Source organism: Chryseobacterium ureilyticum, from assembly GCF_900156735.1.
Classification (GTDB): domain Bacteria; phylum Bacteroidota; class Bacteroidia; order Flavobacteriales; family Weeksellaceae; genus Chryseobacterium; species Chryseobacterium ureilyticum.
In genome coordinates this window covers 699,157-724,412 of sequence record NZ_FTOL01000002.1, presented here as the reverse complement: position 1 = coordinate 724,412, position 25,256 = coordinate 699,157, and the positions used below count along the sequence as shown (strand labels likewise).

Genomic DNA, 25,256 nt, shown 5'->3' with positions numbered 1-25,256 from the left:
GCGTTGTAGGATGCAAAATGCGTGCTAACAAGGATTTTTGCAGATAAAATAAACACTCAGAGAATATATTCTATGCTCCTTATGTGATTGAAGAAACTAAATACAGATCGTTTATATACAGTGAATCATTTTATTAATACATCAGTAGCTAAATAGATCGTTATTTTGAAAGCAAATCACAAAACCAAAAAATATATTCCCCGTCTTCATCTTCCGGTGATGCTTTAGGTTTGGGATAAGTTTTCTTTACGGTTTCTCCAATTTCAAACTGAACAGAATTCTTAAAGATAGGACCGTCAAAAGTAAAGGTGTGAAACTCTCCATTTTCTCCACAAGGATCTACATTGTCCGGTAGATCATCAAGGAATTGCTGATCAATAATTCGCCCTGCAAAATTTTTGTCTAAATATGAACCATTGACACATGTTACAATAGTTTTGAATCCTAACTGTAAAAACTCCTGGATGAGGTCTGATGTATTTTGTTTCCAAAGAGGAAATACGGCTTGCATTCCAATACTATTTAATTGTTCTTCTCTGTATTTACGTAGATCCTCGAGGAAAATGTCTCCAAAAATAGAATGTGTGATACCCTGTGCTTGTATTTCAGACATTGTTTTACTCATGATTGCCTGATATGCTTCCATGGATGGCTCCTTTGGAAGTTCCATTTTAGTAAGAGGAATGCCAAGAAGAAAAGCCTGTTGCTCTAAAAGAGAGACATGAACACCGTGCATAGAAATCCTTTGGAATTCTTTATTAACGCTGGTGAGCAAAGTACTAACTTCATATTGGTCTGCCTGCAATATTTTATAAAGTGCCAATGCAGAATCTTTTCCACTGCTCCAGTTGAATAACGCTTTTGGTTTCATGTTCAAAAATAAAAAATCTCCCAAAAATAAGGAGATTTCATTTATAGTTAATTGTTTATAGAGAATATAGTAAATACAGATTTTCTATAAAGCCTTTACCGGATAATTCTTTTGCAGTTACTTTATCATAAAAAACCAGATACTTATATTCGGGATGTTCTTGTCTTATCCTCTCAAATTTTCTTTTTCCAACTTTTTTTCCATCGAAAAAATAATAATCGGGAGGTTGTGGATCTGTAATTGAAATCGCGCCAATAGTGACATATTTTTTTTCAATTTCAAAATTCTGTTTACTCAATAGTTCATTTGGTTGTAGAATAGAAGTGGTGTAATCTATAAATTCTTTATTATTTGAACCCATTACAGAATAATCTATTCTGATGATATTTTGTTTTACTAAAACTTTTTCGGGAAAAGTTAAAGTGAAGTTTCCTTCTTCATTAGCCTTTGCTGTATACAGTTTTCCCAATGTTACTAGAGAAATTTCTCCTGAGTTGAGTTTTAAATTGTTTATAGAAATCAATTTACCGCTTATGGTAATATTTTTTTGGTAGGTATTTTCTACACCGGGAACATTCGTTTGTGCCTGAATATAGGTTGCCGATGTTAAAGTTAAAGCTAACATTACGCTTGATAAAGCTGGTTTTAAAAAAGAAATCTTTCCGCAGATAGATTTTTCATTTTCTAAAATCTCATCAATCTCTTTCTCGGAAAAACGGTCAAGATCCCAAATTTTCTTAGTACATACCTCGCAAAATTTACCATCTGGTACATTCTGCATATCCTCCCAATTTTGTTTACACGGTTCTTTAATTTGAAATTTTTTGGTCATTAAAAGTCTTTATTAACCCTAAAAATACAAAACCTCAAAGAAATCCTTGAGGTTTTGGTATATGATTTTTGTAAGTATTAATGAGAAGACTTACATATTTCTTCTGTATTTACCACCTACTTCAAATAAAGCGTTGGTGATTTGTCCTAAAGAGCAGAATTTTACAGCGTCAATCATCACTTCGAATAAGTTTTGTTGGTTGATGGCAGCATGCTGAAGTTTTCTCAGAGCATCCTCAGATTTTTCGTCATTAGCTTTCTGGAAATTATGAAGGGATTCAATCTGTGCCTGTTTTTCTTCTTCAGTAGAACGGATAACCTCTCCCGGAAGTACAGTTGGAGAACCATCTTTTCCTAAGAAAGTATTTACCCCGATGATTGGATATTCACCAGTATGTTTCAACCATTCGTAATGCATAGATTCTTCCTGAATCTTAGAACGCTGGTACATGGTTTCCATTGCTCCCAATACACCACCTCTTTCCGTGATTCTATCGAACTCTGCATATACAGCTTCTTCTACAAGATCCGTAAGCTCTTCAATAATGAATGATCCCTGAAGTGGGTTTTCATTTTTAGCAAGACCTAATTCTTTGTTGATGATTAACTGGATTGCCATTGCTCTTCTTACAGATTGTTCTGTAGGTGTAGTAATCGCTTCATCGTAAGCGTTGGTGTGAAGTGAATTACAGTTATCATAGATCGCATAAAGCGCCTGAAGTGTAGTTCTGATATCGTTGAAATCAATTTCCTGAGCGTGAAGAGAACGTCCTGAAGTCTGGATATGGTATTTCAACATCTGGCTTCTTTCGTCTGCTCCGTATTTCAATTTCATTGCTTTAGCCCAGATTCTTCTTGCCACACGTCCGATTACTGAATATTCAGGATCAATACCATTAGAGAAGAAGAATGATAAGTTTGGAGCAAAATCATTGATGTCCATTCCTCTTGACAAATAATATTCCACGTAAGTGAAACCGTTTGCCAATGTGAAAGCAAGCTGGGAAACAGGATTAGCACCTGCTTCGGCAATATGGTATCCGGAAATAGAAACAGAGTAGAAGTTTCTTACTTTTTCTTTGATGAAATATTCCTGAACGTCACCCATTAATCTTAAGGCAAATTCCGTAGAGAAGATACAGGTATTCTGAGCCTGGTCTTCTTTTAAAATATCAGCCTGAACAGTACCACGAACGGTAGCAATGGTTTTAGCTTTAATTTCAGCATATACCTCTGCAGGGATTATTTCGTCTCCTGTTAAGCCTAAAAGCTGTAATCCTAAACCGTTATTGGAAGGAGGAAGTTCTCCGTTATATTTAGGTCTTTCCAAACCTTTGTTATCGAATTTTTCTTTAAGCTTAGCTTCAACTTTAGCCTCTAAACCGTTTTCCTTAATGTATTTTTCAACATTCTGATCGATAGCTGCATTCATAAAGAAAGCCAATAGCATTGGAGCAGGACCATTGATGGTCATTGAAACAGATGTCAACGCATTTACCAAGTCAAAACCTGAATATAATTTTTTGGCATCATCCAAAGTTGCAATGGAAACTCCGGCATTTCCAATCTTACCATAGATATCCGGTGGTAAAGCTGGATCCTGTCCATATAATGTTACTGAGTCAAAAGCTGTAGATAAACGTTTTGCAGGCATTTCAGCAGATACATAGTGGAATCTTCTGTTGGTTCTTTCCGGACCTCCTTCTCCCGCAAACATCCTTGTTGGATCTTCACCAGTTCTCTTGAACGGATAAATTCCTGCTGTGTAAGGGAAACTTCCCGGAAGGTTTTCCTGTCCTTTCCATTTGATCAGATCACCCCAGTCGTTGTATTTTGGTAATGCTATTTTTGGAATTCTTAAGTGAGATAAAGATTCTGTTGAAGTCTCTACCTTAATTTCTTTTCCTCTTACAAAATAAGAATAAAACTCTGCTTGAAAAGCTTTTTTCGTATCATCCCATGTTTGTAAGAAATCGATATTTTCTTGCTGAAGTTCTTTTTCTGCCTTTTGATATTCGTTATCTAAAGCTTCATTGGAAAGAATATTTTTTACACCTTCAATATGATACATTGTTCTTGCTAATACAGCTTGTTTTTCAACATTTGCATCGTATTGTTTGTTGTTTTCAACGATTTCGGAAAGGTAACGAACTCTTTTCGGAGGAATAATAGTTACTTCATCAGTGATCTCCTGTTCAACGAAAGTTTTAAGCCCTAAATCTGCGAACTTGTCATTTACTTTTGAAACTAATCTGTTGTAAAGCTCCGTTGTTCCGTGGTCATTAAACTGAGATGCTTTTGTAGCATATACCGGCATGTCTTCCAATGGACTTTCCCATAAAAGGTGGTTTCTCTGGAATTGCTTTCTTACCGCCTGAAGTGCATCGAGAGCCCCACGTTTGTCAGACTTATTTAAAGCAACCAAATCTGCATAATCTAACATGTCGATTTTTTCCAGCTGTGTAGAAGCACCATATTCAGGAGTCATTACATACATGGAAACATCAGCAAAGTCAGAAACTTCTGATCCAGATTGTCCAATACCTGAAGTCTCAAGAATGATCACGTCAGGATGAGCCAGTTTCAATACATTCAAAGCAGAATGGATGAACGGAGAAACGGAAACGTTGTTTTCTCTGGTTGCCATAGAGCGCATATAAACTCTAGGGTCGTTGATGGCATTCATACGGATTCTGTCTCCCAATAAAGCTCCTCCTGTTTTCTTTTTAGAAGGGTCAATAGAGATGATTGCAATCTTTTTATCAGTATTGGCACGTAGGAAACGTCTTACCAATTCATCCGTTAAAGATGATTTTCCGGCACCCCCGGTTCCTGTAATACCAATGATCGGAATATTTAAATCTTTTGATTTCTCGTCAATAGCTTTTACCAATTCGGGTTTTTCATCAGAAAAGTTTTCAACTGCAGAAATGATTCTTGCAATACTTGTTGAATTTTCAAAGCTGATTGCATCCAGGTCTTCTGCTGTAACATCTTTTCCAGTAGCGAAGTCTGATCTGTGTACCAAATCATCAATCATTCCCTGAAGACCAAGCTCACGACCATCGTCTGGAGAATAGATCCTGTCAATTCCATAAGACATTAAATCTTTGATCTCCTCCGGAAGAATTACACCTCCGCCGCCGCCGAAAATTTTAATCTGTGGTGAGTTTTTTTCTCTCAAAAGGTCATAGATATATTTGAAATATTCATTGTGACCCCCTTGATAGGATGTTAAAGCAATAGCATTTGCATCTTCCTGAATAGCTGTGTTTACAACTTCTTCTGCTGATTTATCATGTCCTAGGTGAATAACTTCACATCCAGTTCCCTGAATGACACGACGCATAATATTGATCGCAGCATCATGTCCGTCAAATAATGAGGCAGCTGTTACGATTCTTACCTTGTTGGTTGGAGTATATTTTTGGGTTTCCATAAAAATTCTAGAAAGTTTCTAAGTTTTCAAATATAATAATAAAAAAAGAACCTTGTGTTTGATTTTATGGTATTGATTATCATTGTTTTATATTGGGTTATTTAATAAAATATCTCCAATTTTATGTTTAATGATTTCAAAGTGCTAAGGTTCGGTAGTTACAGAATTAAAAAGAATTGTCGGATTTTGTTTAGAAATCAACAGGTCGGTAATTACTAGAATTAAAATCTTTATTTTTGCACCATATTTTACAGACATGCAAAAAGCTCTAATATATTTCGCGTTAGGAACCGTTGTAAGTTTCCTTATCAATTATTTCTTTATAAGTTCAGAGAGTATAGCTCTGGAGGTTTATTATGCTGTTGCCTTTGGTGCAGCATGGGGTATTGCTTATTATTTGGATACTCCGGATATTACACTGCCTAAAAAGCTGGGATTGTCTTTTATAGTAATGGCTATTCTTGTTTTTATAGGAACTTTAATTTTTAAACTTGAGCTGGCTATTCCATCTATACTGAAGTTTTCAATGGTATTTGTAGCCTATTATGTGATTGCAAGTTTCAGGGCAACGAAGTCATTAAGAAAATAAAATAAAAAAAGCTGTCATTATCTGACAGCTTTTTTATTTTAGTGGAGCATCATAAAACTTACCAGCGCGAGCCCTGCAAGTAAAAACATGAATGCAAAGAAGTTTATAGCAAATAATATGATCCCGACTATAATGCTTACCAGCCCATGTGAGCGGTAAACCCGTCGATGAGCAATAAAGAAATATCCCATACTGTAGATTGTAATGATAGTCATTACGAAGTAGAGAAGAGCATTAAGGGATTTAATTTCTGTTAGTTTTGTAAGTTTTCCAAACAGGAATATAAATAAAATAATAAGTAATAAGAAAGAGAAGTAATGCAGGGTGAAAATTCCATGATCAAAATACCACCATTTCTTCTTATTATGAAATACCCATAAAAAGAATGCAAATAAAGGGAGATAGATGAATAGAGCTTTAGGCAGATTGTGAAAAGATTTTTCTATCATATTGCTTAAAAGTTCCTTTTTAGTAATGCCATGATCCTTAAGCTCGAAGTATTTATGAATAATAGGTCTTTCAACAAAATCTAAGAATCCTGGATTTTTAGCCTTAGCTGAATCGTAGGATTTTTTTGATTTATAGTTTCCGTCACCGGAATCTATTGTTCGGTCCATGTCCAGTATTTTTTCTACTTCGGCAGAATCAGGAACCATTTTTAGCTTTTCAATAGCAAGAGAATCTTCTTCAGTCAGTATTTTTTTAGCTTTTATACTATCTATTATTTTCTGTGTTCCTCCAATAGCTTTAATAGGTTTCATAATTTTTACAAGACCCGTCTCGCCTTGTTTTTCATTATGTTTATCACTGGATCCTATATTTACCATAGGAAACAGCGCAAATACAAAAAATGTGATAAAGCTGACAAAAATATAAAGCTTTACAGGAGGTACAAATATTTGTCTCTTTCCTTCAAGATAAGTATTTGTGAGTTTACCTGGCTTAAATAATAAATTTTTTACTGTTCCCCAAAACTGCCCGTCGTAATGGGTAAAATCTTCAATGAAATGGGTAAAAAGAAAATAGAAAGGTTGTCGCCTTTCAGTGTTTTCCTGTCCGCAATGGGGGCAGAATCTTTCTTCAACGTGGTGTCCGCAGTTCAGACAGGTTTTATCGTCTCTAATTTTTCCGTGACTCATGGGTAGTTTCTTCTGCGACAAAGATAATTATTTCATGAAATAAATAAAGATGTTAATAGCTTTTTGAAGAAATTATTAATATAAATATAAAATGTATTATTGAGATACATCTTTTTTAAGAATAAATATAAAAGAGAAATGGTAAGGGGGGGAATGTAATAAAGAAAGAGTTGAGGGAATAAACTCTTGCTTTATCATATTTGTGTTCTTAGAATCATCTAAGCGTTTTTTTTCATCGCAACAACAATTTACAAGATTTATGCCAAAATATAAAAAGTGTTAAAATCTAATGGTAGAAGGCTGAATAGCAGATATTATATAGATTAAATGAAATATGTTTTTGGGTTACGAAAATAATTTGTACCTTTGCACACCCTTTTAGGGGTAAATTATGTTTAATCTTTAACTAAAACGTGTGAATACATTAAGTTACAAAACTGTTTCAGCGAACAAAGCTACTGCTAATAAAGAATGGGTTGTGGTAGACGCTGAAGGACAGCCGTTAGGAAGACTAGCTTCTACGGTTGCAAAGATTTTGAGAGGTAAGCACAAAACGAACTTTACACCTCACGTAGATTGTGGTGATAACGTAATCGTTTTGAATGCTGGGAAAATTACACTTTCCGGAAACAAGTGGGCTGATAAGACTTATATCTGGCATACAGGATACCCTGGTGGACAGAAGTCTATGACTGCGGCTGAACTTCAAAAGAAAGATTCTTTAAAGGTATTAGAGAAGTCTGTAAAAGGTATGTTACCTAAAAACAGATTAGGAGCTGCTATCCTTAAGAACCTTTATTTATATGAAGGAACTGAGCACAAACATGAAGCTCAACAGCCTAAAACAATTAATGTTAACGAATTTAAATAATTAATTATGTCTATAGTTCACAAAATCGGAAGAAGAAAAACTTCTGTAGCAAGAGTTTATGTAAGACCAGGTTCTGGAAACATTACAGTAAACGGTAAAGATGCTAAAGAATATTTCTCTACAGACGTGATGGTTTACAAATTAAACCAACCGTTCATCCTTTCTGAGACTGTTGGTCAGTATGACGTTACCGTAAACGTATTCGGTGGTGGAAATACAGGTCAGGCAGAGGCTATCAGATTAGGTATTTCAAGAGCTTTATGCGAAATCAACGCTGAGTTCAGATTAGCATTAAAGCCAGCTGGTTTACTTACAAGAGACGCAAGAATGGTGGAAAGAAAGAAGCCAGGTCAGAAAAAAGCAAGAAAGAGATTCCAATTCTCAAAACGTTAAGATTTGCTGTTGGCGAATGGCTATCGGCTATTGGCTACAGAAATGTACTACATTTTATTTAAACTTAATCTCGGCGAAAAGCCCATTGCCAAAAGCAATAAGCAGACCGCCCATTGCCCGTTACGTTTAGCATCCAAACGCTTCTCCCATCTAAAGAAGTTGTTGATTGTTTAAAAAACGGAAAGTAAACTAACAAAAACAGAAAACATGGCAAAAGCAAATGTAAAAGACCTTTTAGAGGCTGGCGTACACTTCGGTCACATGACTAGAAAGTGGAATCCAAATATGGCTCCATACATTTTTATGGAGAAGAACGGTATTCACATTGTAGACTTACATAAAACAGCAGTTAAATTAGATGAAGCGTGCAGCGCTTTAGAAAAATTAACTTCTGCAGGTAAAAAAGTTCTTTTCGTAGCTACTAAGAAGCAAGCGAAAGAAGTTGTTGCAAAACACGCTTCTGAACTTAATATGCCTTATATTACAGAAAGATGGCCTGGAGGTATGTTAACGAACTTCGTTACTATCAGAAAGGCGGTAAAGAAGATGAACTCTATCGACAAAATGAAAAAAGACGGTACGTTCGAAACTTTATCTAAAAAAGAAAGATTACAAGTTGACAGACAAAGAGCTAACTTAGAGAAAAACTTAGGTTCTATCTCTGACATGGTTAGACTTCCTTCTGCAATTTTTGTAGTTGATATCTTAAGAGAGCACATCGCGGTAACTGAAGCTAAGAAACTTGGTATTCCAGTTTTCGGTATCGTTGATACAAACTCTGATCCTAGAAAAGTAGATTTCGTTATCCCAGGAAACGATGATGCTTCTAAATCTATCGATATGATCTTAAGCATTGTTTCTGATTCTATCAAAGAAGGTCAGTCTCAAAGAAAAGCTGATAAAGAAAAATCTAAAGAAGAAGGAGAAAAGGTGTCTGCTGATACAGATGCTGATTTCGATGCAGAATAATTAAAGATTTTCTTTAATATAGGAAAAACGCTGGATTTCGGTCCAGCGTTTTTTTGTTTATACGAAATGAATTTAAGCATTGTCTTTTACGATGTCAGATATTAATGGTTTATAAGTATTATTAATAAAATAAACATTGCCATTGACCGTGTAACTTCTGAAAAAGAAAACCCACAGTATATTCTGTGGGTTTTTTATTTTAATTGGTAAGCTTTATTGAGTATGAACTGGTAATAAACTTTGTAGATTGATAAGATGAATTACAAAGCATTCCGGACAACCTATAGTTTTGATTTTTAGGAACCATTGTATATCCTATTTTTCCTGAACCTATAGGAATCTTTTTAAAGAAATTATTTCCACTTACTGTCAGTACCATGTTACAACGTGACTTATTTTCCACAGAAATTGAGGTTCGGGGATTACCGGGATCATCATCATTAAGTAGATCATTCAAAACATCTGCGGTCTCCGGCTTATAAGTTTTGATAAGCTCATTATATTCTCTTTCCGCATTGGCAGCATTACCGGCATTACCACGATTATTGGTAGGATAAGGATTCCTTATAGGGTAACCACCGTAATTCACATTACAGCTGGTAAGAATCAGTGATACTCCTGCGAGAATGAATAGCTTTTTCATACCGTTTTATTTTTCCTTGTTAGATAATAAACTGAATCAGTTCATTAGTTGATACGGAATTTGATATAAGTAATTGTTTTGCCTTTGGAAGAGAACAGTTCTTCATAATATGTTTTGATGTCTCTCAAATGCTCCGTGTTAGGATCATATTCTGGTGCTCCATAGATATCATGGTGAGCAGAAATGATCTCATATCCGGCTCCCTGTAAATATCCTAAAGTGTAGCCATGAAGAAACTCTGAATCTGTTTTTAAATGTACAATCCCTCCTGGTTTAAGAAACTTTTTATACCTGTTTAGGAAATCAGGGTGAGTTAATCTATGTTTTGTTCTTTTATATTTAATTTGTGGATCTGGAAAAGTAATCCAGATTTCATCCACTTCATTTTCTGCAAAGAAATAATCAACAAGCTCAATCTGTGTTCTTAAAAACGCCACATTGTTCATATTGTTGTCCACAGCTTCCTTAGCTCCAAACCAAAATCTTGCTCCTTTAATGTCAACCCCGATAAAGTTCTTTTCAGGGAACGTTTTTGCCAATCCTACAGAATATTCTCCTTTACCACAACCTAATTCAAGAACGATAGGATTATCATTTTTGAAGAAATTATCTCTCCATTTTCCTTTCAATTCAAAACCTTCTAAAGCATCTTCCCTTGTAGGTTGAATTACATTTGGTAGTATCTTGTTTTCTGCAAATCTTGCTAATTTATTCTTGCCCATTGAGTCATTTATAAAATGACTGCAAAAATACTAAAATTTACATAGAATTAAGGGCTTTTAAAACTAAAAGACCAATGCTGAAAATATTATATTGATTTGATTATTTTGCTGTTGTACTTCCGAGTGCTACCATAATAGCTGCTTGAATGGTTTTTTGTGAAGCATACTGTGCACCGCAAACTAAACTGTTAAAAAGGTATTGTCCTTTCTCAATAACAATTGAGTTGTCACTGTGAGCAGGAATGGCAAGTCTATATTTGGTTGTTCCTACACCTTCCATTCTTACGATAATATTACAGTCGGATTGATTCTGGATCATTACAATACATTCTTTTGCATTAGGATCATTGTCAAATAAGGAATTAAGAATTTTTACCGTTTTATTCTGATGCTCAATCGGAGATATATTCATTAGCATATTGAATTCTTCGGCTTCTGCATTGGGAATAGCAGCATTTGAAGCTGTATTTACAACAAATGTATTCTGGGCATTACTGGGAGTGTATACCGTGGTTGATTGTTTGGCAGCTAGCTCGGCTTTGTATTTTGCGATCTGTTTTTGCTTGATGATCGCATTCATTTCATCAAAAGTAATCTTTGTAGAGGGTCTTCTTCGTAATAAAGCAAGCATTTCCTGCATATCTTTTACTTTCTGGTCTGCCGGATGAGCATTTTTGATATACTCTTTCATCAGTTCCATTACCCTTGGTTTCAGTACAGAACGCCTTGGATCATCGGGATGGGCATCTCTCAGGAAAGCATTGATTTCATAGATATTATTACTTTTGATAATATCACTATAGTCTTTCCCTCTTTTTTGGGCAGACAGACTAAAAAACAGGACTGAGGCAATAAGTAAAAGTATTCTTTTCATTAATAAATATTAAGTTAAAAATGGTGTACTTTTCTTAATCTGTGTTTAGGTCTATTAGTCTTTTTCTATGATAACGAAATAGTATTGTTTTTATTTTAAACACTTGATTGTGATATAAATTTACGCATATTTTTGAATATTCACTAAAAGTATTTGCTAAAGTTTAAGTAATTATTATTATGCAACAAAAAAATCCATGTATATACATGGATTTTTTATATATAAATATTTGTGGAATTATTTACTGTCAACAATTTCCTGAAGATGAGAATTCCTTAATCTTCTCTGGTAAATCGGGAGATATTTTTCAATAGGAATTTTTATCGCTTCAAAATTTCCGGCAAGCACATAAGCCTCAATGTTTTCTGAGCTATAAACGAATTGCAGGAAGTTATCTATCAGATTTTCAGGGATTTTAAATCTTGTAAAATAATCTTTACCAAGATAGTTTTTAATCTGGGTAACAGAGTTGTTCATTCTTTCATAGGCAAGATAACGTTGCTTTTTCTTTCTTTCCCCGGAAAGTACATCATAAATACTTTCGAGGCTTAAAGTAAGTCCGCCATCCCTTAATCCGGCAACAGGAAGTTCCGGTGAAGTTCCGTCACCTTTAGGTTGAGGAAGTCCAATAACCTTTTTGATAGCAAGTCCTTTATCCTCTTTTCTGAGTGAGTTAACATCATATCTAAGGTTTCCGGTAGGTTTGAATCTGCTGAGTACAATTTCCTGAATTTCATAATAGGCAATCTTAAGTTCTACCAGGTTTTTCTGTTCCATCAATTGTGGAGTCAGTTTTATATCTTTTCTTTCAGTGACAATAGATGTAAATCGGATAACGTCCCCAGGGTTTGCAGGAACGGTGAAATTGCCGTTATAGTCAGTAAGAACAGTCTTTTGAGTGTTCAGGTTGGTAACATATACCTGATTAAGATACAGGATTGAATTATCTCTTAAGAATACCTCTCCAGAGTATGTTTGAGCACTGATTTTTGTAAGAAAAATCAATAACAACAGAGTAAACAGTTTCTTCATATAATTGGCAAAATTACATAGAATTACAGCAATTTGTGCTTATTTAGATGAACAATAGTGGTTAAAGTTATATTAAACTTTAGCATTAATTTGTTAATGAGTGTTATAAAAGTTTATGGAAGTTAAAAATATAAAGAATAAGGCTGAAATAAAATAGTATTCCAGCCTTATCCTTTATCGGTGCCTTACCAGTAGCCAACTGGAATACTTCACGGAAACTGTAGATCCAAACTCTGTCCAGCTAATGAAATACCAATAAGTGGCAGTAGGAACATATCTTCCACCCACTCTTCCGTCCCAGGTATATCTGTTGTCTCTGCTTCCTCTGAAAATTTCTGCTCCATATCTGTCAAAAATTCTGAAGACAAGGTTGTCGTTTGCCATTAAAGCAGAGTAATCTATAGCTTCATTACGACCGTCACCATTAGGTGTAATAGTATTGATAAGATTAATAATAGCAAATTCTTTTTTTACTTCTGCACACAGTTTAGAATCTCTAACGAAAACCTCGTGAGCTCCCCTCGGAACATTATTGAAAATATTTGAGGTTTGCCATATTACGCCATCAAGGGAATATTCATAAGGAGGATTACCACCGGTTACGCCTATTTTTACTGTTGTGCCATCAATTTCAATGGAGCTGATTACGGGCAGCTGATATTCTGTAACATTCACAAATTGCTTGTAAGTACAGCCATTAGAGGTAAGCTCTACCCAATAACTTCCTGCGGGAACATTATTGATAGAAGGTGTGGTGGCTCCGGTACTCCATAAGTATTTATCAAATCCAGGTCCTGCATCCAGTTTAGTGGTTGCTTTAGGGCAGATGCTCTGATCTATTAACACATCTGATTTTTTAGGAATTTTAATATTAATTTTAATAGATTCAACTTCCGGACAGATACCATTTTTTTCAAAACGGACATAGAATGTCTGAGAGTTTGTAATATTTACTGTTGGTGCAATTGGGCTGATATTGTTTCGTGCATTGGCAAGACTTTCATGAAATGTATATGTTACACCAGGGTCTAATGTAAACTGAGGGATAAATTGTGTAAGGTTTACAGACTTTAGACCATCTAAATCATCATCACATACACTTTGAGTTACAGCTCTTGTTAATAAAGGAACTCTCGGTCCGATACTAAGCTGTAAAGGTTTGATTACTGTTGCGCATCCATCAGGAGAATCTACTCTGATGTAAATTGTCGTAGGTGCTGTGTAGCTCCAGTTATTAGGGAGAGTATTGTTATTTCCGGCATTGGCATTGGTTATATCCTGATAGTATCTTACTGTAAAATAAGTAGGATTATTCAGGACAATGGGCGTTAAATTAGACAATGTAATTTCTACTATTCCATCAAGGTTGTCATCACAAAATGTTCCAGTGTAATTATCAACAACTATGGCTTTATTATAAAGAGAAAGGGTTATCTGTGCAATACTTTTACATCCAAGACTATTTTTTACTACGGCATAAATGATCGTCCCATTAGGTGCGGTATAAGAGGTATTACCAGTGATTAATGTTGCAGGATTCTCTGTTTGGGCATCGGCTAGTGTTGGATAATAAGTGATGGTAACAGGAGAGGCAGAAGTTACATTTGCAGTTGTTAAGTTGAATGTTCCTTGTCCATTGATATCACAGGCAGATAAGGTTGCATTCGTCACAGCAATTGCTGTAATATTAATATTTACTGTTACAGTTTCACAATCAGGGAAGTCAGGATCGTTCCCACAGAAAGTATAAGTAAATGTATCATTCCCTGTTACGCCTGGTGTATTTACGGTATAGGTAATTGCTCCGGTAGCTGGATTAATTACAGCAGTACCTGATGTGGGTGGAGTTGTAATTGCAATAGTATTTATTACTGGTGTTTGTGTTGAATTACTGAAACTTGGAGTAATAACTTGTGTGTTACAGACATTATAAGCGGTATTTGTTAATTTGGTACAATTTAGTACTTTGTATCGTTCAGTTACCAAAGGTGCACAGCTTCCCATAGTTACAGAGCAGGTATAGTATCCGGATTGTGTAGGGCTGATGGATGATCCGGTAGCTCCGTTGATGAGTATTCCGTTTCTGTACCATTGGTAAGTATCGTAAATAATAGGATCCACTGTAAGCTCTATTCCTGGGGCACAATCTCCACCTGATTTTAAAATGACAGGTTGTGTAGGGAAACCGGCGAAAAAACCTCCATAGCCTACCGCATCACTCCCAGCGGTAATTCCTCCTGTGATTGCTTTGGTAGAAGTGATGGTTATTGTCCCGGTAGTATTCGGTATTCCATAGGTTACCCAATTCGTTGTTCCTGTCATGTTATAAGGACCACTGGAAGGAGGAGGATCTATTCCGTTTACTTTAACGATGGCACCTCTTTCAGTGATAAGATTAAGTTTGGTAGGAATATTAAGAATTCCTGTAGGGTTTCCGTTTGAAAGAACAAAGTTTTCATCAATAAAACCTAGTTCATTAATCTGCTTGGGTAGATAACAGTTCAGAGCAGGAATAAAATTAAATCCTCCGGTAGCAACTTCATTTCCTGTATTGGATCCTCCTGCTAAGAGCTGATAAACATAAGCATTTTTAGATGTTTTAATATATAAATTAAAGTGACCTCCTCCCTGATTGCTGTACTTGGTGTCAGGAATTACAAAATATTTTCCGGTATTAATGGTGGCAACGGGTAATATTTCATTATTTACATAAATTTGAGTATTGTCTTCTGTAGCAATAACGACGGCACCTTCCATATTCGCGCCGATGTTTCCGTTACCTTTTACAAGGGCGAATTCATTTCCCAATCTGTTTACAGGTACAGCTTGATCCATTAAAATATCTGAGCTGGTAGAGAAATTTCCGGCATATTGACCATTAAAGTTTCCGTTGGTGACATTTACAGGTTTATTTGCGGTAATTTTTGCTCCGATAAATCCATCAAAGTTTCCGGCGATATTTCCGATCCCGTCTATGATATAGGATTGCCCTTTGTTTAAAGTAAAGGTTATTGTAGGATTAGTAGCTCCGGTTGTGCCATTTGAAAACTGAACTGAAGGACTGTAGCCTGTAATAGTTACTGTAGTATTGTTTTCCGTAGCCAGAACACTGGTCATGAAATTAAGAATGTCATAACTTACTGAAATGGGAGCGGATGCAGCAAAGAAATTATTTCCTGTAGAAGGAATTCCTTTAGACGTAATGATTTCAGCATGATTAAATACAGAAAATCTTAAGTTAGCATAAAAAGGAAACTCTGCCTTTAAGTATAAACCTTTCGTTGTGGGAGTAAACAAATCGGTTTGTTGAGTTGTGATTATATAATTTCTTAAAACGTCAAATTTCTGAGGGTTATTTTTACTGATATTGACGGTTCCAATCAGTACATTATTGTTATAAATACTTACAGGAAACGGAGTGGTTCTGCTGGTAGAAAGGTAAAGTTTCTGATAAGGATTGGGGGCACCGGACCTATCTACCATTGGAGCAAACCAATGTTCTCTATCCAATTGAGCGAATGTAGAGGAGAAAAAATAAAATAATAGTAAAAAAGATAGAAATTTCTTCATTCAGTGATGGTATTTGTCACAAATTTAATAATAAAATATATTGTACTGTTGAAAATATAATAAAAAACCACGATTTGTATATCGTGGTTTATGAAATTTTATATTCGAATTGTTATTCTCTGTTTTTTACAAGGACCCAACCTGTATACTTTACTGGGGTTCTTTCTTTATTGGATTCATTCCAATTGATGTGATACCAGTAAGTACCGGTTACCATCTTCTTGTCGAAATGCTTTCCATCCCATTTGTAGTTGTTGAATTTATTTCCGGTAAATACCATATTTCCATATCTGTCATATACTACGAATGTAAGATTATCTTTATAAGACAATTCGCTGTAATCTATAAAGTCATTTATGTTATCTCCATTAGGGGTAATAGCATTTAATAGATTCGGAATTGTAATTTCTACTGCAACTGGAGTACAGTTATAAGCATCTTTTACGTAGAATGTATGCTGCCCTCTGGATAATCCCGTAAAGGTATTAGAGTCTTGCCAGCTACCTGTTCCGTCAATAGCGAATTTATAAGGTGCTTTTCCACCTGCTGCAATTACGGAGGCATTGTTATTGTTAATTTCAATACTTTGAATTACAGGGTCTTGAGCTTTGTTTACTCTTACAACCTGAGTAAGGAAGCATCCGTTTTTACTTAGTAATACTGAGTATTCACCAACGCCCACATTTCTTATTCCTGAAGTAGTAGCTCCTGTGCTCCATAAGTATGAATCATATCCAGGTCCTGCATCCAGATTCGTTCTTGCATCTATACAGATATATTGATCTACCAGAACAGGAGATTTTTTAATAGGAAGAGGAACGAGTTCAATTCTAGCATTTGCAGTACATCCTTCGTTGGTTGTTATTTTCACAAATACAACACCTCCGGTTGCCGGAAATTTATCTGGAGCAGTGATTTCATTTATTCCTGCATTCAAGTCATTTAATGTACGGTAGTACTTTTTAGTGACAGCTGTATAATCTGTAACATTAGCTTTAGTAAGATCAAAATAAGCATAAGGATCTACGTCATACCAACAAGCTGTTATAGATGCATCTTTTACAACGAAAGGCACTACAGTGAGTTCAAGCGTAATTTCTTCACAATCTGTAAACTCAGCATTATCTCCACAGAAGGTGTAAACTATTTTGTCCGGACCTTCATAGTTTGCATTTGGTGTGTAAGTGATTGTTCCGTTAGGGTTTACAACCGCCGTTCCTTTAGTAGGAGGAGTAAGAATTTTTACAGTAGTCGCCACCGGAGTCTGAGTAGAAGAGGTGAAAGCTGGTGTAATAATCTTTGTGGCACAGATAGCCAGTGTCTGCTTAGTTAATTTCAGACAGTTCTGTACTTTATAAATAGGTGTAGTAACAGGTGGGCAGGTCCCCATAGTTACTTTTACCGTATAATTTCCTGATTGCGTAGGGGTATAAGTGTAAGAGGTCGCACCTGGAATAGCTACTCCATTTCGGTACCATTGGTAAGTTTCATATCCATCATCAACTTCCAGAATAAGACCAGGAACACATTCTCCTGATTTTTTAGAAATTACCGGGATGGAAGAGAAACCAGCAAAGTAACCTCCATAACCAGCAGAGCTATATCCTCCATTGATACCAGCAGTTACAGCTTTGGTAGAAGTGATAACAAGATTGTCTACAACATTTGGTATAGCATAAGTTACCCATTGAGTATTTCCTGTTAAAGGAAACGGTCCTTGGTCTGCAGTTGGCTGGTTACCATTCACCAATACAGTGGCTCCTGTTTCTGTTAAAATATTAAGTTTTAAACTAATACTACTTGTGATACCCGGCATTTCATTAATCTTACCGATCTCATCAATTTTCCTGGGTAAGAAGCAGTTCAATGGTGGGATATAGTTGAAACCATTGGTAGCGTCATTACCATCAATTCCTATAAACTGATATAGATAAATATTTTTAGATGCCGAAATATACATATTAGAATGATTTCCGGCTCCAGGTTGAAGTGCATAGCTGGTCTCATCAATTCTATAATATTTCCCTTCATTTAAAGTTGCAACGGGAGTGGTAGAACCATTAATGTAAATATCTGTGTTGTCTTCTGTTGCAATGATAAGCCCACCTTCCATATTTAAGGCTGGGGCGGTAGATTTGGTTTTTACCATAGCAAAAGTATTTCCAAGTCTATCTACAGGAACAGCTTGGTCAAGAATAGGATCAGAGCCACCTGGGCTATTTGTAAAGTTACCATTACAACTTCCGTTGGTAAGGGCTACCGGCTTGTCTGCAATAATTTTTGCTCCGGTAAAAAGTCCTTTACTGGTTGCTGAAGGGTTATCATTTCCTGTAAAGATGAAAGACTGCCCTTTCTGTAATGTAAATGAATGAGTATTTCCTGTAACTGTTGTATTATTGGTGAAAGTCACAGGGTTATCCCATGATACTGTAACAAGGGTATTATCTTCAGTGGCAAGAATCCCTGCAGTAAAATTATAATACTGATTTGTAAGGTTATTGAACGTGCTAGGGCTTGTTGCTACATAGAACTTTTTACCAATTCCAGCTTTTCCTTTACTGGTAATGATTTCACCATGAACAGATTGTGCCATTCTTAAACTACAATAAAAAGGTTTTTCTGCTTTTAGGTATAAACCTTTATTGATGATGGCAAAAGCATCCGCGTCTGCTGCTGAAGATATTCTCGCCCTATCTACATTATAGGTTTGTGGATTTCCTTTACTCACAGTAATTGTTGTGAGAAGCATATTATTACTAAAAATTTGAACAGGAAAAGGGATTGTTGAATCGGTAGATATATATAATCTATTATTATAAGTATCCGATACATTGGGGTCCACAAAATAAGGAGCTATCCAATGTTCAGTATCCCTCTGTGCAAAAAGGGTATTAATTGATAAAAAAATTAATGCCAGACTGAGTAAAAATCTTTTCATGAATAAGGAATTAGGATTTCTACAAAAATAAAATAAAAATTCAAATATGTTTGAAAAATTGTAAATAAATGTTGGTAATTATTCTCTATTTTTAATTAAAAGCCATCCTGAGTATGAAACCTGTAATTGGGAATCCGGTTCTGTCCATCTGATTACATACCAATAAGTTCCGGTAGGTAAACTTCTTCCATTGGATTTACCGTCCCAAATATAATTCTTGTCAGTAGATTTATAGACTGAAGCTCCATATCGGTCTGCAACTTCTATTACAACATTCTGTTTGATCTTTAGTTCAGAATAATTAAGAACATCATTGATACCATCTCCATTCGGTGTGATCGTATTGATAAGATTTATGACTAAAAATTCTTTACTTACATGACGACATCCGTCAGATCCCAACACATATACAGTATGAATCCCTCTTGATAACCCTGTGAAAATATTGGATGATTGATAATCAAAACCATTTAAGGAATATCTGTATGGAGGTGTTCCCCCTGTCACATATACTGTTGCTGTAGTTCCAGTAACCTCTATTCTTGAAATTGCCGGAGCTTGTGCGGTAGCTACATTTACATGTTGGCGATACACACATCCGTTGAATCCAAGGTCTACATAATAATCTCCTGCTGATGCAATAATTGTTTGAGTAGTTGCTCCATTACTCCATAGATATGATGAGAATCCGGGACCTGCGTCTAAAAGTATTTTTTCATCAGAGCAGATGATCAGATCTTTAAGTTTTCCAGATTTTTTAGGAGTTTTTAAGTTAATCGTTAAAACAGCAGTATTAGGACATCCTGTAGTACTTTGGAATCTTACATAAAAAGTACCACCTGCAGCAGTAATGATTTGTGAAGCAGCGATAGGGTTGATTCCAGTCTGTGCATTGGCTTGTGTAGTATGAAATGATAAAATAACAGCAGGATCAGTAGTGAATAGTCCTTTATAGTCATTAAGATTTACAGGCTCTGATCCGTTGATGTCATTATCACAAACATCAGTTTTTGCATTATTGGTAAATAAAGGGATTTTGTTTCCTATAGTGAAATTGATCTGCCCAAGAGCCGGAGGACAATCTCCCACATTAGGAGTTACCCTTACGTATACTGTTGTATTTGTTGTATAAGACCAGTTAGGAGGAAGATTGCTTCCATTTCCTGCGTTGGCATCAGCCTGACTAAGATAATATCGTACTGTGAAATTTGCAGAATTGGTTACAATCTGTGGTGTTACGTTATTAAAATTAATATTTACAACACCATCAAGATCTTCATCACAAATATTAGCATTATAATTACCTGTATTAATATTGGGAGTAGGATAGGTGTTTAATGTAATAGTGGCTGTCTGTGAGCATCCGTAGATAGAGGTTACCTTTACATAAATTGTTCCTGCCGGTCCTGAATAGGTAGTTGGGCTGGTGATCTGTCCTGTTAAATTAGCATTAGTAAAATAATCTACTGTTGATGTAGGATCTGGAGCTACATTAGCGCTTTTCAGGTTGAAAGTTCCGTTCCCGTTGATATCAGAACAAGAAAACATTACATCATTGGTTGTTTGAAGTACATGTGTATTAACTATAATTTTAAAATATTCAAATGCAGCAGGATTTCCGTTTCCTTGAATATAATAAGTGAAAGTATCTGTAATATCCGCTGTAATCCCTGCATTCGGAGTATAAATAATTTGCCCTGTAGTAGGATTAATGGAAACCGCTCCGTTGGTAGGTTGTACAATTATACTAGTGTTAGCAGGAACGGGAGGCTGCGTTGAATTCGTAAATACAGGATTGATGACCTTAGTATTACAAGAACCGATGTCATAAGTCGTTGTTGTAATAGGAGGGCACTTTGTATGATCATATTCAGCAGTAAATCTTGATTCACAATTGTTTTTAGTAATATAGCAAGTGTATATCCCGGATCCATGGGAATCAGGATTGATTGTTGGATTCGTTTCCCCAGGAATTAAGTTTCCGTTAAGATACCATTGATAACCATCGTGACCAGGATCTACTTCCAGCAACACCCCATTATAACAGTCTCCGGTTTTAGTAATTACAGGGATAGAAGAAAAACCTGCAAAATATCCACCATATCCCACAGCTCCGTTTCCTGCTGCAATTCCTGCTGTCACAGGTTTAGTAGAAGTTACAGTGATATTTCCTGTTATATTATTTGTTTTGGAGTAAGTTACCCAATTAGGATTGCCATCTACCGTTACAAATCCTGTTACAGGTGTTCCGTTAACGGTTACTGTTGCCCCTGCCTGTGTAATGATATTCAGTTTAGTATTGTAAGTATCATTACCTATTTTGTCGATATGTCCAATTTCATTGATCTCTTTAGGTAAGAAACAACTTAATGGGGGTATGAAATTCATTCCTCCTGTCTGATAAACCGTATTACCTGAAGCACCTGCAAGAAGTTGGTATACATAGACATTTTTATTTGAAGAAATACTCATATTGTAATTTCCATTACCCTTATTGATGTATTTATTACCTTCAATCATGCGATAATCTCCAGCATTAAGAGGTGTTCCGCCAATTGGAACTCCATTAACGGTAAGAGTAGTTCCGTTTTCAGTAGCAATGATCATTGCTTTTTCCATCCCCACCGAATTAGGTCCGTTTCCTTTTACCATTACAAAATCTTTCCCAAGCCTTTCAATAGGAACAGACTGATCCATCAATATATCTACATTTGTACTATTCTGTTCAGTGTAAAGTCCATTAAAATTTCCGTTGGTAACTGATACTGGCTTATCCGCAACAAGTTTTGCCCCCAGTAACCCTCTTCTGTTAGCCACACCTCCCATATCACTGTTTACATCAAGGATATAAGACTTTCCTTTAGCAAGAGTGAATGTTCTGGTAGCCATTACACTACCGTCAGCAAAAACAATACTCGGATTATACCCTGATACGGTTACAGTGGTATTGTCTTCCGTAGCAGTTACCCCTACTGTGGAATTTACATACTCCTTTGGAGAAGTAGTAGGAGCTGTTCCTATGAAAAATGTTTTTCCTACACCAGCCATTCCTTTGGAGGTAATAAATTCAGCTTGTTGAGGAACCGAGAACCTAAAATTAGCATAGAACTTTTTAGGTCCTTTTACATGTAATCCCATCGTATTTTGTGTAAAAAGATTGTTGGGAGTAGATGCAATCATGTAATTGCTGGGAATAGTAAGCTCAACAGGATTATTTTTACTTACCTGAACGTTTGCAAATACAGTATTGTTATTAAAAACTTGAACAGGAATCGGAGTAGTTTCGTTAGTTGATAAATATAAGTAACAACGAGGTTGGGCATTTCCCTGAAGAGAACTTGCCGACATTGGAGCAAACCAATGTTCTGAGTCTAATTGTGCATTAACAATTAAACAAATAAAAGAGCAAAAAGCTAGTAGAAATTTTTTCATGCGTTATTATAATGGGGCGCAAATTTAAGTAATAATAACTGCTTTTTTGAAGAAAAAATACTTTGATTTATAGTTTATTAAGAAAATAACGAATATTTAAAATTCGCTTCATTTTGTGTTCATATTCATGAGAAATACGCACAAAAAATCCCGATAAAAAATCATCGGGATCAAATATTTTTTGAAGTATGGATTATAAGCTTACTCTGATAAATCCTGTTACTTTTAGATCTGCATTTACAGATTTTACATAGTCAGCAACTGAGATACTAGAATCCTTAATGAAATCTTGGTGTACCAAAGTGTTGTCTTTGTAGAATCTCTGCATTTTACCTTTCAAGATATTGTCGATAATATTTGCAGGCTTACCTTCTTCAGTAAGTTTGTGTCTTTCAATCTCTAATTCTTTGTCGATAGTTTCCTGAGAAACTCTAGTTTCGTCAAGAGCGATTGGGTTCATCGCAGCAGCTTGCATAGAAACAGATTTAGCAACTTCATCAGCTCCGTCTACTTTTGCAGAAAGAGAAGTGATTGCAGCAATTTTGTTTCCAGCATGGATGTAAGCTCCTAGGAATGGTCCTTCGATTCTTTCGAATGTACCGATTTCGATTTTTTCACCGATAACACCTGTCTGCTCAATTAATTTCTCAGCAACAGTCATTCCGTGGAAATCTGTAGCTAATAATTCTTCTTTAGTAGCAGCGAAGATTGCCATTTCAGCTAATTCGTAAGCTAGCTCGATGAAAGCTTCGTTTTTACCAACGAAGTCAGTCTCACAGTTTAAAGAGATAATAGCACCTAAAGTGTTATCCTCATTTACTCTTGCGATTACAGCTCCTTCAGTAGATTCTCTGTCAGCTCTGTTAGCAGCAACTTTTTGTCCTTTTTTTCTAAGGATATCTACCGCTTTTTCGAAGTCTCCTTCAGCTTCAACTAGAGCTTTTTTGCAGTCCATCATACCTGCACCTGTTTGGTTTCTTAATTTAGCTACGTCTGCAGCAACTGGTGTATAAGACATAATATCTATTATTTTTTATTTAAGATTAGTATTAATTTTTAGCTTAATTTTAAAGCAGTGCAAAGATAATGATTTTAATGATAAACTAAAAAACGACTTTTCACGTTATTAATATATTTAATACTATTTTAAAGATTTGATTAATGAAAAAAATCTTCTTTCTCCTTTTTATAAGCATTTTCTCTCTGGGTTTTTCTCAAAAAAAGAAAAAAACAAAATCTAAAGCTGTCGTAGAAAAAGAAACAGTAATTATTTATACAGAGCAAGAAGCTGAAACTTCCAAAGAAACGAGAGTAATTGCTGGTTTTATAAAGCAGAATCCTGGACACGCCAGAACAGATTACTTTAAAAAAAGGCTGATGGAAATTATTATGGCAGATAATTCTCCTGAAGCAAAGCCTACCATTAAACCAATCAGTAAGGAGAAAATTGAAAAAATAGTTAAAAATAACGAACTGAACAGTGGTAAGACAGTAGCCACAAATAATAAAGCTGCTACTACAAACAATACAAAGAATACTGATAAAATAAATGATGCAATCAATGCACTGAAAGAAGAGAGGAGAGTAGCTTATGCTTCAGCAGGGTCTGCAAAAAGTGCAGGAACCTCCAATTCGGGACCAAGTGAAGAAAATAAGAAGACAGCAGCAATGCTTACTCATCTTTTTAATAATGATATTAATAAAAATGAAGCGTATATTAATATTAAGAACAGATCCAGCTGTAATTTGATCGTGAAAATCAGTGGTAAAAAATATTATAATCTAAGTGTTCCTGCGAGAGGACAGAATTTTATTCTGATAGATAAAGGAGAATATGTGCTGACCACTATGGTGTGCGATGCCAAATATTCATCATTAAAGAAAATTACTCAGGATATTGAGATCGCTCTCAATGTTGCTGATTAACGTAGAAGAAAACTAAAGTAAAAAGGTTAAGAAATTTTCTTAACCTTTTTTTGTTTTTTATCCTTTAAACTGACCCATCGCAATGAATTTCTCCTGTCTCTGGGTTTCAAGTTCTTGTCCTGTGAATTTAGAAAAAGCCTTGATATTTTGTAAAATAGAATTTTTCAAGTTTAAATAGGTCGTCTCCGTATCATAGTGAGCGCCGCCTAGTGGTTCTTCGATGATTCCATCAATGAATTTCTCTCTCAGTGCATCCTGTGGAGTAAGGTTTAGTGCGTTGGCAGCATCTTCCTTGTGATCCCAGTTTCTCCATAAGATAGAAGAACAACTTTCTGGTGCAATTACGGTATACCATGTGTTTTCCAACATATATACTTTGTTACCCACACCTATTCCTAATGCTCCACCACTCGCACCTTCTCCGATGATATAAGTGAAGATAGGAGTTTTAAGCTGTACCATTTCAAAAATATTTCTTGCAATAGCTTCACCCTGTCCTCTTTCTTCAGCTTCTAATCCTGGATATGCTCCCGGTGTATCCACTAATGTTACTACAGGGATATTGAATTTTTCAGCAAGCTTCATTAGTCTTAAAGCTTTTCTGTAGCCTTCAGGATTTGGCATCCCAAATCTTCTGTGCTGTCTTTCCTTTGTCGTTCTTCCTTTTTGAGTCCCTATGATCATTACTTTTTGACCATCCAGGGTAATCAATCCTCCAATCATTGCCGGGTCATCAGCGAAATTTCTGTCTCCGTGAAGTTCTAAGAAACTGCCTTTGTCTGCCATTCCGTTGATATAATCCAATGTATAAGGACGATCCGGATGACGGGACAGTTGTACTCTTTGCCAAGGTGTAAGATTGCTATAGATTTCTTTTTTCTTTTCCAAGATCTTATCCTCAATCTGGCTGCATGCTAATTTTACATCAACACCACTTTCTTCTCCTACTAAAGAACACGTCTGGTATTGGTCCATCAATTCTTTGATAGGAAGTTCGAAACTTAAATATTCCATTTC

18 protein-coding genes are annotated in these 25,256 nt (G+C 35.6%); 5 read left to right on the top strand and 13 right to left on the bottom strand.

What is annotated here, in order from left to right; genetic code table 11:
• Positions 1-160: 160 nt before the first annotated feature.
• The 3 genes from BW983_RS09510 to BW983_RS09500 all read right to left on the bottom strand — a co-directional run bounded on the left by BW983_RS09510 (position 161) and on the right by BW983_RS09500 (position 5,141).
• A complete protein-coding gene (locus BW983_RS09510; protein ID WP_076551720.1) occupies positions 161-871 on the bottom strand; it encodes a Dph6-related ATP pyrophosphatase in 711 nt (236 codons plus the stop codon).
• Between the two features lie 55 nt (positions 872-926).
• The gene (locus BW983_RS09505) at positions 927-1,652 is read right to left on the bottom strand and encodes a hypothetical protein (protein WP_139329251.1); all 726 of its coding nucleotides are present in this window, start codon (positions 1,650-1,652) and stop codon (positions 927-929) included.
• Between the two features lie 141 nt (positions 1,653-1,793).
• The gene (locus BW983_RS09500) at positions 1,794-5,141 is read right to left on the bottom strand and encodes a methylmalonyl-CoA mutase family protein (protein ID WP_076551718.1); all 3,348 of its coding nucleotides are present in this window, start codon (positions 5,139-5,141) and stop codon (positions 1,794-1,796) included.
• Between the two features lie 256 nt (positions 5,142-5,397).
• Here BW983_RS09500 and BW983_RS09495 point away from each other — a divergent pair, with 256 nt between their 5' ends.
• The gene (locus BW983_RS09495; RefSeq protein ID WP_076551717.1) at positions 5,398-5,730 is read left to right on the top strand and encodes a hypothetical protein; all 333 of its coding nucleotides are present in this window, start codon (positions 5,398-5,400) and stop codon (positions 5,728-5,730) included.
• Positions 5,731-5,768: 38 nt separating this feature from the next.
• On the opposite strand, the gene BW983_RS09490 is transcribed toward BW983_RS09495, so the two are convergent.
• Positions 5,769-6,869 (bottom strand): DUF3667 domain-containing protein, encoded by a 1,101-nt coding sequence (locus BW983_RS09490; protein WP_076551716.1) that lies wholly within the window; start codon positions 6,867-6,869, stop codon positions 5,769-5,771.
• Positions 6,870-7,284: 415 nt separating this feature from the next.
• Between BW983_RS09490 and rplM the strand changes: the two genes are divergently transcribed.
• The 3 genes from rplM (at position 7,285) to rpsB (ending at position 9,102) form a co-directional block, all read left to right on the top strand.
• On the top strand, positions 7,285-7,740 hold the full coding sequence (gene rplM, locus BW983_RS09485) for a 50S ribosomal protein L13 (RefSeq protein ID WP_027375420.1): 456 nt from the start codon (positions 7,285-7,287) through the stop codon (positions 7,738-7,740).
• Between the two features lie 6 nt (positions 7,741-7,746).
• A complete protein-coding gene (rpsI, locus tag BW983_RS09480) occupies positions 7,747-8,133 on the top strand; it encodes a 30S ribosomal protein S9 (protein ID WP_047373582.1) in 387 nt (128 codons plus the stop codon).
• Between the two features lie 207 nt (positions 8,134-8,340).
• Positions 8,341-9,102 (top strand): 30S ribosomal protein S2, encoded by a 762-nt coding sequence (rpsB, locus tag BW983_RS09475; protein ID WP_045501217.1) that lies wholly within the window; start codon positions 8,341-8,343, stop codon positions 9,100-9,102.
• Positions 9,103-9,301: 199 nt separating this feature from the next.
• Here the strand turns inward: rpsB and BW983_RS09470 are convergent, their stop codons facing one another.
• The 8 genes from BW983_RS09470 to tsf all read right to left on the bottom strand — a co-directional run bounded on the left by BW983_RS09470 (position 9,302) and on the right by tsf (position 23,331).
• Positions 9,302-9,745, bottom strand: coding sequence for a DUF6759 domain-containing protein (locus BW983_RS09470; RefSeq protein WP_076551715.1), 444 nt, complete (start codon positions 9,743-9,745; stop codon positions 9,302-9,304).
• Positions 9,746-9,789: 44 nt separating this feature from the next.
• The gene (trmB, locus tag BW983_RS09465; RefSeq protein ID WP_065395359.1) at positions 9,790-10,467 is read right to left on the bottom strand and encodes a tRNA (guanosine(46)-N7)-methyltransferase TrmB; all 678 of its coding nucleotides are present in this window, start codon (positions 10,465-10,467) and stop codon (positions 9,790-9,792) included.
• A gap of 100 nt (positions 10,468-10,567) precedes the next feature.
• Entirely contained in the window at positions 10,568-11,341 is a 774-nt protein-coding gene (locus tag BW983_RS09460) for a DUF6759 domain-containing protein (protein WP_076551714.1), read from the bottom strand.
• Positions 11,342-11,578: 237 nt separating this feature from the next.
• On the bottom strand, positions 11,579-12,373 hold the full coding sequence (locus BW983_RS09455) for a hypothetical protein (protein WP_076551713.1): 795 nt from the start codon (positions 12,371-12,373) through the stop codon (positions 11,579-11,581).
• Between the two features lie 174 nt (positions 12,374-12,547).
• Complete coding sequence (locus tag BW983_RS09450) at positions 12,548-15,943, bottom strand: T9SS type B sorting domain-containing protein (RefSeq protein ID WP_076551712.1); 3,396 nt, start codon at positions 15,941-15,943, stop codon at positions 12,548-12,550.
• A gap of 112 nt (positions 15,944-16,055) precedes the next feature.
• Complete coding sequence (locus BW983_RS09445; RefSeq protein WP_076551711.1) at positions 16,056-18,881, bottom strand: T9SS type B sorting domain-containing protein; 2,826 nt, start codon at positions 18,879-18,881, stop codon at positions 16,056-16,058.
• Between the two features lie 78 nt (positions 18,882-18,959).
• Positions 18,960-22,313: a T9SS type B sorting domain-containing protein gene (locus BW983_RS09440; RefSeq protein WP_076551710.1), complete on the bottom strand. Its 3,354-nt coding sequence runs from the start codon at positions 22,311-22,313 to the stop codon at positions 18,960-18,962.
• 193 nt (positions 22,314-22,506) lie between these two features.
• Complete coding sequence (gene tsf, locus BW983_RS09435) at positions 22,507-23,331, bottom strand: translation elongation factor Ts (protein WP_065395353.1); 825 nt, start codon at positions 23,329-23,331, stop codon at positions 22,507-22,509.
• 143 nt (positions 23,332-23,474) lie between these two features.
• Here tsf and BW983_RS09430 point away from each other — a divergent pair, with 143 nt between their 5' ends.
• On the top strand, positions 23,475-24,239 hold the full coding sequence (locus tag BW983_RS09430) for a DUF6759 domain-containing protein (RefSeq protein ID WP_076551709.1): 765 nt from the start codon (positions 23,475-23,477) through the stop codon (positions 24,237-24,239).
• A 57-nt stretch (positions 24,240-24,296) separates the two neighbouring features.
• Here BW983_RS09430 and BW983_RS09425 read toward each other — a convergent pair whose 3' ends face one another.
• Positions 24,297-25,253, bottom strand: a complete 957-nt coding sequence (locus BW983_RS09425) for an acetyl-CoA carboxylase carboxyltransferase subunit alpha (RefSeq protein ID WP_076551708.1) — start codon at positions 25,251-25,253, stop codon at positions 24,297-24,299.
• Positions 25,254-25,256: the final 3 nt, after the last annotated feature.